Genomic DNA, 13,497 nt, shown 5'->3' with positions numbered 1-13,497 from the left:
TCAGCCTCGCGCCGTTCAGTCGGCGAGCATGGCGGCCACGCTCGCGAGGACCTGCGGGTCGTCGTCGAACGCGACGTGGCTGCGCGCCCCCGCGCGCAGACCGGGGCCGACGTCGCCGGGCGACCAGACCGTGCGGGCGGGGTCCGCCCGCAGGAAGCCGCGCAGGTCGTCGGAGTCGGGTCCCGTGGCGGCAGGATCGAGGTACCAGTGCTGCATGCCCGCGATCGGGGTGACGACGGACCGCTGGGCGGGCCCGCGCTCCAGGACTCCGGAGATGAAGTAGAGCAGCGACCTCGGATACAGGAAAGGCACCAGGTGGTCGGCCTGCTCGGCCGCGTCGGTCATGGTGAACATCCGGAACCGGTCGAAGAGTTCGGCCTGGCGGCGGACGACGGGCGCCAGCTGCGCCACGGTGCAGGCGGGTGCGAGGAGCACCACGTCCCGCAGCCGGAAGTCGGCGGGGACGGGGTCGTCGTCCTCGGCGCGCCTGCGCGCGAGGTCGTCAAGGAGGTGGGAGATGAACACGGCGCCCGCGCTGTGGCCGACCACGGTCACCTGGGGGCGGGTGCCGGAGGCGAGCAGCTCGGCGAACCGGTCGAGGAAGTACCGTCCGGCGCGGGCCTCGTCGCCCGCGGCGGCGAACGTGTCGGCGGTCTGCCGCTTCATCGCGCCCCAGATCGCGGCGCCCGCGTTGGCGAGGTAGAACTCGCGGAGGATCTCCTCGACGACCGTCGGATAGAGGCCGTGGTCGTTGCGCTGCCGGAAGCGGCCCACGACGGCGGCCACCACCCGCACGGTCTTGCGCACGACCAGCGCGGTGCTCACCAGGGCACGTTCCCCCGTGCCCGCCCTGGCCGCGAGATCGGCCACGACGTCAGGTGACATCAGTGTGGCCGCCGCGGCACGCCCCCCGATGACTTCTCGCGCCGCGGCGACCGGCTCTGTGGGGTGGACCTGGGCGGGTGGCACCACCGAGTTCACGATCTCCCGGGTGCGCTCAGCCAGTTCGGTGTCCGCCGAGAGCTCGGCGGCGATCTGCTTCTGCTCAGCCTCGCTCAGCGGCGGCACGTCCGGCGGCGCGGTCAGCCGCGCGTACGGCTCCTGCCCCGCCCGCACCTGGGCGAGTTCGGCTGCTACCGCCCTCGGGGAAGGGGTGGCCACCACCCCGAGGGCGCGCTGTCCCGGCTGCCGGAAGACGGTGCCGGTGGCGTAACGGGTGACGCGGTTGAGCAGCGTACGGAAGACGCTCTCGTTCAGGATCTGCGGAAGGTTGCCCCGCAGGGTCTCCAGGAGTCCGCTGCTCCAGACGAAGAAGACGGGATCGGCGCCGGCCGCCTCGTACACGGGTGTGAGCCGCTCGGCGGTGGCGAACCCCAGCGTGTCGTCGATGAGTCCACCGTGGAAGTGCAGCACGACGCGCGGCCGGTCCTTGAGCCCGGCCACGAGCTCGTCGATGTCGGCGGTGGTGGTCGAGGCGAGCCGACCACCCTGCCGGCTGTGGATGCACCGTTCACGGAAGGAAGTCATGCCCAGGAAGGTAGGACGGCCGCGCCGCCCGGACATCGGGGGCTGGCTCAGGGAAACCCCTGGCTAGGAACCCGAGGGGGCGCCCATCCACTCGGCCTCGTACCCGGCGTACGTCCCGTCGTGCGTCGCCAGGTGCGTGAACTGGTCGACGTACTCCTTGAATTCCTCGTCCCCGCGCGGCAGTGCGTAGGCCTTCTCGGAGAAGGTGAAGGGCTTCTCCGGGTGAAGGGAGCAGAGTTCGGGGTGGATCTTGGCCTGGTAGCGGGTCTCGCTCGCGTCCGTCATCATCACGTCCGCGCGGCCCTCGATGATCTCCTGGAAGATCGTGGTGTTCTCCGGGTGCTGCTTGATCGTGGCCTGCTTGATGTGGGCGCGTGCGAACTGCTCGTTCGTGCCACCGGGGTTGACGATGACGGTGGTGCCCGTCTTGTCGATGTCCTTGAGTGTGCCCTCGCCGAACTTCTCCTTGTCGGCGCAGCGGATGATCGGTGTCTTGCCGTCCTCGCGCGTCGGCTCGCCGAAGTAGACCTGGCGGGCGCGCGGCAGGGTGATGGAGACGCCGCCGACCGCGATGTCGCAGCGGCCCGCCGCGACGTCCTTGGTCAGGTTGGCCCAGGTCGTGGCCACGTACGTGGGCTTGGCGTCCAGGCTCTTGGCCAGGTCTTCGGCCATCTTGATGTCGACGCCGCTGTAGGTGCCGTCGGCGGGGTCGAGGTGGGTGAACGGGCGGTAGTCGCCCGTGGTGCACACCTTCAGGACGCCCTTCTTGGGCACGGAGTCCAGCAGGCTGCCGTGGTGGCGGTCCTTGCCGCGCCCGGCGTCGGGGGACGCGGGCGCGGCAGCCGTGACGGCGAGCAGACAGACCAGGGCGGACAGGGTGGCGGCACGCTTCACGGGGGCTCCTCCGGGCGGGTTCGCGGCTCGAAGGGATCACCCTCGCAGAACCGTTCTGGCCGGTGAAGCCCCTTCTCATCAGGCGATCACCGGGTTCTTCAGGCGAGTGGCGTCAGCCGGGCCGCCGTCAGGACGGGGCCGTCCCCGCCCTCGCCCCCGTCCTCGTACGCGTCCTCGTACGCGTCCTCGTCGAACGGGTACAGCGGGCGCTCCACCCGGTGGTGGCCGAGCCGCAGCAGGTCCTGGTCGACGCCGCCCGGGGTGAGGGCGAGGAGCCAGTCGGCGGCCATGTCATGGAGCTCGGGCTCCAGATAGCCGATCTTGACCACGACCAGGTCGAAGGTGCGCGGGTCGATGCCGAGGCCGCCGTCCGCCGGTCCCATGAAGTCCGCGAGGGTGTGGAAGGGCTTGCGGCGCTCGACCAGGATCACGGTCAGGCCGCCGGTCTTCACCGCCGCCATGTCGACGCCCCGGTCGTACGCGCCGCCCTCCGCCCGGTCCTTCTGCTCGGCCGCGCGCTGCAACGCCACGACGGTGCCGGCGAGTTCGTAGGGGCCCCCGTGGTTCGCGTCGACCTTGCCGCCGACGCTCAGGGCGACCTCGGCGCCCACTCCGGCCTCGAAGCAGCGGGCGACGGCCACGGGGTCGGTGATGCCGGGGTGGACCGCGGTGACCTTCCCGGAGCGGATCGCGTCGTTCTCCAGGAGCTTGCCCAGCATGTACGCCAGGTCTCCGGCGCCGCCCGCCGTGGGGTTGTCGCCGGAGTCGCTGATCAGGAAGGGCCGCCGCGTCGAGGCCACCGCCTGGGCGATGCACTCCTCGGCCCCGCCGGTGGGGCCGACGAAGAGGAAGTCGCGGCGCGCGTCCCAGTAGCGGCGCGCGAGCTTCTCGGCCTCGGCGGCGGCCAGTTCGGCGTCGTCCCCGGTGACGACGATCGCGGCCTTGCAGCGCGGCTCGTCCGCCCAGGCGTAGCCGACCCACATCGCCGCGTCGAGGATGCCGGGCAGCTTCTCGATGCCGGCGAGCGAGGCGTAGAGGGACTTGGCGGGCTCCAGGCGGGTGCTGGTCTTCTCGCCGGGCAGGAGCACCGGCACCTGCACCCAGGCGCGGTGCGGCCGGGTGCCCTCGCGCAGGCAGCGCACGAGATTGCGCGCGGCGCGCTCGCGGGTCTCCCAGGCGTCCTCGTGCGGGGCGAGGCGGTGGGCGGTGAGCAGGTCGATCGGCTCGGCGAACCGGCGCGAGACGTTGCCGTGCAGGTCCATGGCGGTGGAGATCATCGGGCGTCCGCCGTCGGGGGTGCCGACGGCGTCGAGTGCGGCGCGCACCGCTTCCGTCAGGTCTGCTTCGGCGTCGGTCAGGCCGACGACGCTCATCGCGCCGTGGATGTCGTAGACCAGGCCGTCCAGGGGGCCCGCTTCCCGTATGCGCGTGACCAGTTCGTCCTTGAGGACCAGGTACGACTGGGCCTCCACCGGGCCGCCGGGCAGCGAGGTCGCGTGCAGGAGGGGCACCCACTCGACCGTGTAGGCCAGGTCCGAGTCCGGCTGGGTCCAGGTGTAGCGGTCCAGGAGGTCCTGGCCGCGGGTCTGGCGGAAGTCGTCGGTGGTGGAGCGGTGCGGGCAGAAAGTGGAGGACTCGATGCCGATGCCGCCGATGCCGATGCGGAGGCGACGCTGGTTCGTCGCGGGGGTGGTCATGCCTGGACGCTCTCTTCCTGGGACGACGGGTCCTGGGGTGCCGGGGAGCCCGGGAGGTTCTGGCGCAGGGCGGTGAGTCCGGCGCCGAGGAGGCCCGCGTCGCGGCCGGTCACGGTGGTGGTGATCTCCAGGTCCGCGGTGGCCAGGGGCAGGCAGCGCTCGTAGAGGACGCCTCGTACGGCGGCGACGAGCGGTTCGGCGGTGGCCAGGACTCCGCCGAGGGCGACGGCCTGGGGGTTGAAGAAGTTCACGACGACGGACAGGACCGTGCCGATGTGCCGCCCCGCGGTGCGGACGAGGGTGGTGGCCTGCGGGTCGCCGTCGGCGACGAGGCGCAGGAGTTCGGTGGTGTCGGCCACCTCGACGCCCTGTGCGGCGAGTTCGCGGATGAGGGCGGCGCCGCTGGCCACGGTCTCCAGGCAGCCGATGTTGCCGCAGCTGCACGGGCGGTCGCCCGCCGCCTCGATGCGTACGTGACTGATGTCGCCCGCCGAGCCGTTGGCGCCGTCGTGCGGGCGGCCCGCCACGATGACGCCGCTGCCGATGCCGCGGCCCGCCTTGACGACGACCATGTGGTCGAGGCCGGGGCGTGCGGTGCGGTGCTCGCCGACGGCCATCATCGTGGCGTCGTTGTCGACGGTGACGGGGATGCCGAGGCGTTCGGCGAGGACGTCACGCAGCGGGTAGCGGTGCCAGCCCGGCATGCGGGACGGGCTCAGGACACGGCCCTCGGCGGGCTGTACGGGTCCGGGGAAGGCGACCCCGAGGGCGCGGACGGCGCGGCCCGCCTCGCGCTGGCGGGCGCCCATCTCGGCGACCTGGCCGCAGAGCCAGTCGACGGCGGACTCGGGGCCCGCGGTGATGTCGTGCGGCAGGTCGACGGCGTCGAGGACCGTGCCGCCGAGGTCGACGACGCCGATGCGCGCGTGGTGGCTGCCGAGGTCGGCGGCGAGTGCGACGCCGCCCTGCGCGTGGACGCGGAGCAGCCGGGGGCGGCGGCCTCCGCGTGACGCGCCCTCGCCGGACTCGGTGAGCACGCCGGCGCTGACGAGTTCCTGCACGCGCAGCGACACGGTGGAGGGGGCGAGCCCGAGCTCCCGCACGAGATCGGCCCGGGAGGAGGCGGCGCCCGAGGAGACCAGTTGCAGGATGTGCTGCGCCGACCCCGGTTCGCCGCGCGGTGTACCGGCCATGCCGCCCCCAGTTGCTTCGATCAGTTCGTTCGACATCGGGACGAACACTAAGTCCCTTCAAAGCAAGTTGGCCAGACCCTCCCGATTTTGAAACTTCTTGCCGAACGAAGCTCTTGACTTGATTTTGTCGCCAGATCTAGCGTTCAGGCGCCGCCCGTCGATCTCCGGCACGGTCCGGCTCTCGCATCCTTGGAGGCCCTTCGCCATGCGCTCAAGGCGATCACGTCCCCGCGCGCGGCGCCGCGCTCTCATAGCCGCCGCGGCATCCGTCGCCGCGCTCGCCCTCACGGCAGTGACCGGCTGCACGAAGGAGGGCGGCCGCGTCGACATGGGCCCCACCGGCGGCACTCCGGTCGAGGGCGGCACCGCCACGATGGCGCTGCCGCCCGCCGCGACGCCGAACTGGATCTTCCCGATCGGCGCCCCCGGCTACGGCGCCTCGTACAACTACGGAATCCAGTCGCTGCTCTTCATGCCGGTGTACGACGCCGTGCAGGACAAGGGCGAACTGACCACGCACGGCCCGAGCACCCTCGGCTCGGAGCCGAAGTTCAGTGACGGCAACAAGACCGTGACGGTGCCGCTGCGCGAGGGCGTGACGTGGTCCGACGGAAAGCCGGTCACCTCACGCGACATCGAGTTCTGGTTCAACCTCGTCAAGGCCAACAAGGCGAGCTGGGGCAACTACTCGGTCGGCACGATGCCCGACAACGTCAAGCGCTTCGAGACGGTCGACGACCACACCGTGCGCCTGCACCTGAGCCGCGCGTACAACCCCGACTGGTTCACCGCCAACCAGCTCACCCTGATGCGGGCTCTGCCCCAGCACGCCTGGGACGCCAGGACCGACGGCGGCGAGGTCGGCGACTGGGACCGCACCAAGGACGGCGCCAAGACCGTCTTCGCGCGGCTCACGCGGCACGCCAAGAGCCTGGGTTCCTACGGCTCCGACCCGCTGTGGAAGACGGTCAACGGCCCGTGGAGGCTGGCGGGCTGGCGCGACAGCGGCCAGGTCACCATCGTCCCGAACGAGAAGTACACCGGCCCCAAGTCGCAGCGCCCGCACCTCGACAAGGTCGTCTTCAAGCCCTTCACCACCGCCGACTCCGAGTACAACGTGCTGCGTTCGGGCGGCGTCGACTACGGCTACATCCCGCCGTCGGTGATGGCGCAGAAGGAGAAGTTCGAGGAGAAGGGCTACCGCGTCGATCCGTGGGAGGGCTGGGCGGCGACGTACATCGTCTACAACTTCAACTCCACGCACGCGGGCCCGATGATGGACCAGCTCTACATCCGCCGGGCGATGCAGCACCTCGTCGACCAGAAGGCGATGAGCGACGTCATCTGGCAGGGCAGCGCGACACCGACGCTCGGACCGGTGCCGGTGACACCGAAGAGCCAGTACCTGTCCAAGGCGATGGAGAAGAACCAGTACCCCTTCGACGTGAAGAAGGCTCAGCGGCTGCTCACCGCGCACGGCTGGCGGACCACGGACGGCACCGCACGCTGCGTACGCCCCGGAACGGGCTCCGACGAGTGCGGCAGGGGCATCGCGAGGAACGCCCCGCTCGAACTCACCCTGCTCTCCCAGTCGGGCTCCACCGAGACGACGAACATGATGCAGGAGCTCAAGTCCTCGCTCTCCAAGGGCGGGATCGACCTCACCGTGCGCCAGCAGCCGCTGAACTCGGTGCTCGGCAACTCCGTGCCCTGCAAGGCCCAGGACCCCGGCTGCGACTGGGACATGTCGTTCTTCGGGACGGCGGGCAGCTGGTACTACCCGCTCAACCCCAGTGGTGAGCAGCTCTTCTCCACCGGCGCCTCCGCCAACTTCGGCAACTACAGCGACAAGAAGGCCGACCGGATCATCCGCGCCGTGCAGTACTCGCCCGACATGAAGGCGATGCACGCGTACGGCGAGTACCTCGCCGAGCAGCTCCCGGTGATGTGGATGCCCAACCCCGCCTACCAGGTCTCCGTGATCCGCAACGACTTGCGGGGCATCGGCCAGAACCCGACCGTCACCTTCGCGCCGCAGGACTGGTACTACGTCAAGAAGAAGGGAGCCGACAAGTGACCGGCTTTCTGGTCAAGCGCTTCCTTCAGGCGCTCGTCGTGCTGTTCCTGGTCTCGATCATCGTCTTCACCCTGCTCCACATGCTGCCCGGCGGCCCCGCGCGCGCCATCCTCGGCCCGAAGGGCACCCCGCAGCAGATCGAGCACTTCAACCACCAGCAGGGATACGACCGTTCACTGCCCGCGCAGTACGTGATGTATCTGAAGCGGCTGTTCACCGGCGACCTCGGTGAGTCGTTCAAGCTCAACTCGCCGGTCTTCGACCTGCTCAAGCAGCGCCTGCCCAAGACCCTGCTCCTGACGGTGCTCTCCACCGCGCTCGCGGTCGTCATCGCCGTCCCGCTCGGCCTGCTGCAGGCCGTGCGGCGCGGCAAGGCGTCGGACTACGCCCTGACGGGGCTCGCCTTCCTGCTCTACGCGACGCCGGTGTTCTTCCTCGGCCTCATCATGATCATCCTGTTCGCGCAGGTGATGCCGATCCTCCCGGCGGAGGCACCGCAGGGCGAGAGCGTCGGTGAACTCCTCGGTGACTTCACGGGGTTGGTGCTTCCGGTCGTCACCATGGCGTTCGGCATCGTGGCGATGTTCAGCCGCTACATGCGCTCGGCGGTCCTCGACAACCTCACCGAGGAGTACGTCCGTACGGCGATGGCCAAGGGCCAGTCGAGCCGCCGCATCATGGTCCGCCACGTCCTGCGCAACGCGCTGATCCCGCTGGCCACCCTGCTCGGCCTGTATCTGCCGACGCTCTTCAGCGGCGCGCTCGTCGTCGAGTCGATGTTCAACTACCCCGGCATGGGGCTGCTGTTCTGGAACGCGGCGCAGGGCTCCGACTTCCCGGTCCTTCTCGGCGTGACGCTCGTCGTCGGCGTCGCCACCGTCGTCGGCTCGCTGCTCACCGACATCCTGTACGCCGTCCTCGACCCCCGGATCCGGAGCGTGGCATGAGTACCGCGACCGCAGACGTCACCCCCGAGGCCGCTCCGGGGAACGAGGCGGCGGCACAGGCCACGCCCTCGCTCGCCCGCCGCACCCTCCAGGTCTTCACCGGCAACAAGCTCGCCCTGACGGGCGTGGTGGTCCTGGTCCTGCTCCTGGCCTTCAGTTACCTCGGACCGCTCCTGCACCCCACCGAGCAGGTGCACACCGACCTCACCCAGGCGAACCTCGCGCCGGGCAGCCCCGGCCACCTCCTCGGCACCACCGACCTGGGCTACGACATGGTCGGCCGGCTGATGGTCGCCGGGCAGACGTCGCTCGAAATAGGCCTGGCGGCAGGCCTGTTGGCGACGCTCTTCGGGACCGTGTACGGCGCGGTCGCGGGGTATTTCGGCGGCTGGGTGGACGCGGCCATGATGCGGATCACGGACGCCGCGCTCGCGATCCCGGCGATGTTCCTGCTCGTCGTGGTCGCCGCGATCATCACGCCCAGCAAGGGCGTCCTCATCGTCATCATCGCCTCGGTCGCCTGGCTCTCCCCCGCCCGCCTGGTGCGCGGCGAGGCGCTCTCGCTGCGCGACCGCGAGTACGTCCAGGCGATGCGGATGATGGGCGGCGGTGGCGCGCGAGCCGTGTTCAAGCACATCGTGCCGAACGCGATCGGCACGGTCATCGTCAACTGCACCTTCCAGATCGCCGACGCCATCCTCTACGTCAGCTATCTGGCCTTCCTCGGCCTGAGCATTCCGCCGCCCTCGGCCGACTGGGGCTCGATGCTCTCGGCCGGCATCACCTACACGCAGAACGGCTACTGGTGGCTGATCTTCCCGCCGGGCATCGCGATCGTCCTGGTCGTCGCCGCGTTCAACTTCATCGGTGACGGGCTGCGGGACGCGTTCGAAGTACGGCTGCGGAAGTAAGGGAGAACCGACAAGATGACCGAGCCTCTGCTCAAGAACGAGTCCCTGATCAAGAACGAGCCTCTGCTCAAGATCGACGATCTGCGCGTCGACATCGCCTCGCGCGACCGCACCGTCCACGCCCTCGACGGCGTCAGTCTCGAACTCGCCCCGGGTCAGGCCCTGGGCATCGTCGGCGAGTCGGGCTGCGGCAAGACGATGACCGCGCTCAGCGTCCTCGGCCTTCTGCCGCCCGGTGGTGAAGTCACCGGCGGACGCGTCCTGTTCGACGGCCAGGACCTGGCCACGGCCCCCGCCCCGGCTCTTCAGGAAGTACGGGGCAACACCATCGGCATGGTCTTCCAGGACCCGCTCACCTCACTGAACCCGACGATGACCATCGGCGCACAGGTGGCCGAGCCGCTCGTCCTGCACCGCCCCGACCTGAGCAGGAAAGAGGCGTGGGCGCGGGCCGAGGAGATGCTGCGCCTGGTCGGCATGCCACAGCCCGCCGAGCGCATGAAGGCCTATCCGCACCAGCTGTCGGGCGGCATGCGCCAGCGCGTGGCGATCGCCATGGCCCTGGTCTGCGAGCCGAAGCTGCTCATCGCGGACGAGCCGACCACCGCCCTGGACGTCACGACGCAGCACCAGATCCTGGAGCTGATCGACGGCCTGCGCGAGCGGCTCGGCATGGCGATGATCCTGGTCACGCACGACCTGGGCGTCATCGCCAACCGGGTCGACCGGGTCGCGGTGATGTACGCGGGCAAGGTCGCCGAACAGGCAGACGTACGCGGCCTGTTCGCGAGACCCCGGCACCGCTACACGGAGGCGCTCTTCGCCTCGCTCCCCGAGCGCGCCGCGGACAGCGGCACCGCGCTCCACACGATCCCGGGCCTGCCGCCGAACCTGGCGGCGCGCCCCACGGGGTGCCGCTTCGCCCCGCGCTGCACCTTCGCGACGGACGAGTGCCGCACGAGCGAGCCGCAGCTCACGGACGACGAAGTGCGCGGCGGCGAGCACCGGTTCGCCTGCTTCCACCCGGTGCCGGACAACGCCATGGAGGCGGAGGTCGTGATCCCGCCAGTCGTGCCGGCGCCGCGCGCCCCCGGCGACGTACTCCTCGAACTCGACGCCCTGGCCAAGGACTTCCCCCTCAAGGGCGGCGCCTTCTCGCGCAGCCGCGGCACGGTCAGCGCGGTGGGCGGGGTGTCCCTGGAGATCCGCAGGGGCGAGACCTTCGGCATGGTCGGCGAGTCCGGGTGCGGCAAGACCACGCTCGGGCGGATCGTCGCGGGCCTGGAGGAGCCGACGGCCGGACACGTGCGCTTCGACGGGCACGACCCCGCCCGCATGTCACGGACCGAACGGCGGGCGCACCGGCGGCGCGTGCAGCTGATGTTCCAGGACTCCACGGCCGCCATGGACCCCCGGATGCGGGTGGGCGAGATCCTGCGGGAGCCGCTCGTCATCCAGGGCGTCGGCAGCCGCGCCGACCAGGAGAAGCTGATCGGCGAACTCCTGGACGCGGTCGGCCTGCCGCGCGGCGCCGTGCACCGCTACCCGCACGAGTTCTCCGGCGGTCAGCGTCAACGCCTCGGCCTGGCGCGGGCGTTGACGCTCTCCCCCGACCTGGTGGTCGCGGACGAGCCGGTCTCCGCGCTCGACGTCTCCGTCCAGGCGCAGATCCTGAACCTGATGCGGGAGCTGCAGCGGGAACGCGGCCTGACGTATCTGTTCATCTCGCACGACCTGGCGGTGGTGCGCCACCTCGCGGACACGGTCGGCGTGATGTACCTGGGCAAGCTGGTCGAGTCGGGCCCGGCCGCGCAGGTGTACGCGCACCCGCTGCACCCCTACACACGGGGGCTGCTCGACACGGTCAATCTGCCGGACCCACAGGCCGCGGACGGCGTGGACCGCACTCCCCTGGAGGGCGAGACACCGTCGGCCGCGAAGCCCCCGTCGGGCTGCCGCTTCCGCACCCGGTGCCCCGTCGCCCAGGAGGTGTGCGCCACCACGGAGCCGCTGGTGAGCACCCCGAACAGTGCGGGACACCAGGTCGCGTGCCACTTCCCCCTGTCCGCGCCTCGGCTAGCGTCGGCAGTGTGAAACTCGCGGATGCACTGACCCGCCGCCCGCTCGTGCTCGACGGCGGCCTCTCCAACCAGCTGGAGGCCGCCGGGCACGACCTGAGCGATGCCCTGTGGTCGGCGAGACTGCTGGCCGACGAGCCGGGAGCCATCGCGGCGGCGCACCGGGCGTACTACGAGGCGGGCGCGGACATCGCCACCACGGCGAGCTATCAGGCGACGTTCGAGGGCTTCGCGAAGCACGGCATCGACGCGCTGAGCACTGCTGAACTGCTGCGCCTGAGCGTGGAGTTGGCCCGCGAGGCGGGCACGGACGTGGGGCGCGAGGTGTGGGTGGCCGCGTCGGCGGGCCCGTACGGGGCGATGCTCGCGGACGGCTCCGAGTACCGGGGCCGCTACGGCCTGACGGTGGCGGAACTCGAACGCTTCCACCGCCCGCGTCTGGAGGTCCTGGCCGACGCGGAACCGGACGTCATCGCCCTGGAGACGGTCCCTGACACGGACGAGGCGCGGGCCCTGCTGCGGGCGGTGCGGGGCCTCGGGGTCCCCGCCTGGCTCTCGTACACCGTCTCCGGCGGCTACACACGGGCGGGCCAGCCCCTGACGGAGGCCTTCGCCCTGGCGGCCGACGCCGAGGAGATCCTCGCGGTCGGCGTCAACTGCTGCGACCCGCAGGACGCGGACGCGGCGGTGCGCCTCGCCGCGCGGATCACGGGCAAGCCTGCGGTGGTCTACCCCAACAGCGGCGAGACGTGGGACGCGACCGCCAGGGCGTGGCGGGGCCCGGCCCACTTCACCGCGGGCCGGGCCACAGGCTGGCGGGACGCGGGGGCACGGCTGATCGGGGGGTGCTGCCGGGTGGGGCCGGAATCGATCGCGCAGGTGGCCGCGGAGCTGTCCGGCGGCGACGGGCCGCAGTGAGGGCCCAAGGACGCGCGCCACATCCGTCACTCCCGACCTGACCTGCGAGAACGCCCGGCCCAGGGGTGGCTGTCAGTGCCGAGGTGCAGACTGAGCCATACCTGTGACAACGACGTCCCGGAGGTGGCTCACCATGGCCGAGATCATTCTCACCGTAGGCACCCGCAAAGGCCTCTTCATCGGCCGCAAGCGCAGCGGCGCGAGCACCTGGCAGTTCGACGAAAGTCCGTACTTCAATGCCCAGGCCATCTACTCGGTGGCCATCGACACCCGCGGCAGCTCCCCCCGCCTCCTGGTGGGCGGCGACAGTTCCCATTTCGGCCCATCCGTCTTCCACTCCGACGACCTCGGCAGGACGTGGACGGAACCGCCCAAGGCGGCCGTCAAGTTCCCCAAGGACACCGGGGCCTCCCTGGAGCGGGTCTGGCAACTGCACCCCGCCGCAGCCGAACCGGACGTGGTGTACGCGGGCACCGAACCGGCCGCCCTGTACAAATCGCGGGACCGCGGCGAGACGTTCGAGCTCGTGCGCCCGCTCTGGGAGCACCCCACACGCGACAAGTGGGTTCCGGGCGGCGGCGGAGAAGGCCTGCACACGGTGCTGACCGACCCGCGCGACCCGGACGCGGTGACGGTCGCCGTCTCCACCGCCGGAGTCTTCCGCACCCTGGACGGCGGCAAGAGCTGGGCCCCGTCGAACAGCGGCGTCTCCGCGGTCTTCCTGCCGGACCCGGACCCGGAGTTCGGCCAGTGCGTGCACAAGGTCGCGCGGGACGCGGTCGATCCGGACCGGCTGTATCTGCAGAACCACTGGGGCGTGTTCCGCAGCGACGACGCGGGTGCGCACTGGACGGACATCGGCGAGGGCCTCCCCTCCGACTTCGGTTTCGCGGCCGTCGCCCACCCGCACCGCGCGGACACCGCCTATGTCTTCCCGATCAACGCCGACATGGACCGCGTCCCCGCCGACCACCGATGTCGCGTCTACCGCACGAGCGACGCGGGCAAGAGCTGGGAGCCGCTCAGCGCGGGCCTCCCGGCCGGCGACCACTACGGCACGGTGCTGCGCGACGCGATGTGCAGCGACGACCAGGACCCGGCGGGCATCTACTTCGGCAATCGCAACGGCGAGGTGTACGCGTCGGCGGACGACGGGGACAGCTGGCAGGAGTTGGCCTCCCACCTGCCCGACGTACTGTGCGTCAGGGCGGCGGCCATCGGTTGATCGGCGCCCCCGTTACGGCAGTAGGGTGAC

Annotated in this window: 10 protein-coding genes; 6 read left to right on the top strand and 4 right to left on the bottom strand. The window is 70.9% G+C overall.

Features of this window, described 5'->3' with window-relative positions; all coding sequences use genetic code 11:
• Positions 1-15 precede the first annotated feature (15 nt).
• From ABZ833_RS19255 to ABZ833_RS19240, 4 genes are all read right to left on the bottom strand, one after another.
• Positions 16-1,527 (bottom strand): hypothetical protein, encoded by a 1,512-nt coding sequence (locus ABZ833_RS19255; RefSeq protein WP_361048091.1) that lies wholly within the window; start codon positions 1,525-1,527, stop codon positions 16-18.
• 63 nt (positions 1,528-1,590) lie between these two features.
• Positions 1,591-2,421, bottom strand: a complete 831-nt coding sequence (locus ABZ833_RS19250) for a transporter substrate-binding domain-containing protein (protein WP_361048088.1) — start codon at positions 2,419-2,421, stop codon at positions 1,591-1,593.
• Between the two features lie 98 nt (positions 2,422-2,519).
• The gene (locus ABZ833_RS19245; protein WP_361048085.1) at positions 2,520-4,118 is read right to left on the bottom strand and encodes a M81 family metallopeptidase; all 1,599 of its coding nucleotides are present in this window, start codon (positions 4,116-4,118) and stop codon (positions 2,520-2,522) included.
• The gene (locus ABZ833_RS19240; protein ID WP_361048083.1) at positions 4,115-5,347 is read right to left on the bottom strand and encodes an ROK family transcriptional regulator; all 1,233 of its coding nucleotides are present in this window, start codon (positions 5,345-5,347) and stop codon (positions 4,115-4,117) included. Before ABZ833_RS19240 ends, ABZ833_RS19245 begins: the two co-directional genes overlap by 4 nt.
• A 169-nt stretch (positions 5,348-5,516) precedes the next feature.
• Here ABZ833_RS19240 and ABZ833_RS19235 point away from each other — a divergent pair, with 169 nt between their 5' ends.
• The 6 genes from ABZ833_RS19235 to ABZ833_RS19210 all read left to right on the top strand — a co-directional run bounded on the left by ABZ833_RS19235 (position 5,517) and on the right by ABZ833_RS19210 (position 13,467).
• On the top strand, positions 5,517-7,388 hold the full coding sequence (locus tag ABZ833_RS19235) for a peptide ABC transporter substrate-binding protein (protein WP_361048081.1): 1,872 nt from the start codon (positions 5,517-5,519) through the stop codon (positions 7,386-7,388).
• Complete coding sequence (locus tag ABZ833_RS19230; protein ID WP_361048079.1) at positions 7,385-8,335, top strand: ABC transporter permease; 951 nt, start codon at positions 7,385-7,387, stop codon at positions 8,333-8,335. The genes ABZ833_RS19235 and ABZ833_RS19230 overlap by 4 nt, the downstream gene beginning before the upstream one ends.
• Positions 8,332-9,246, top strand: a complete 915-nt coding sequence (locus ABZ833_RS19225) for an ABC transporter permease (protein ID WP_361048076.1) — start codon at positions 8,332-8,334, stop codon at positions 9,244-9,246. The genes ABZ833_RS19230 and ABZ833_RS19225 overlap by 4 nt, the downstream gene beginning before the upstream one ends.
• Before the next feature lie 15 nt (positions 9,247-9,261).
• Entirely contained in the window at positions 9,262-11,340 is a 2,079-nt protein-coding gene (locus ABZ833_RS19220; protein ID WP_361048073.1) for an ABC transporter ATP-binding protein, read from the top strand.
• Positions 11,337-12,242: a homocysteine S-methyltransferase gene (gene mmuM / locus ABZ833_RS19215; RefSeq protein ID WP_361048070.1), complete on the top strand. Its 906-nt coding sequence runs from the start codon at positions 11,337-11,339 to the stop codon at positions 12,240-12,242. Before ABZ833_RS19220 ends, mmuM begins: the two co-directional genes overlap by 4 nt.
• A 133-nt stretch (positions 12,243-12,375) precedes the next feature.
• Entirely contained in the window at positions 12,376-13,467 is a 1,092-nt protein-coding gene (locus ABZ833_RS19210; RefSeq protein ID WP_361048067.1) for an exo-alpha-sialidase, read from the top strand.
• The last annotated feature ends 30 nt before the right edge of the window (positions 13,468-13,497 follow it).

The sequence above is a fragment of the Streptomyces sp. NPDC047525 genome, from assembly GCF_040643025.1.
Lineage (GTDB): Bacteria > Actinomycetota > Actinomycetes > Streptomycetales > Streptomycetaceae > Streptomyces > Streptomyces durmitorensis.
This window is presented reverse-complemented; position numbering and strand designations above follow the sequence as displayed.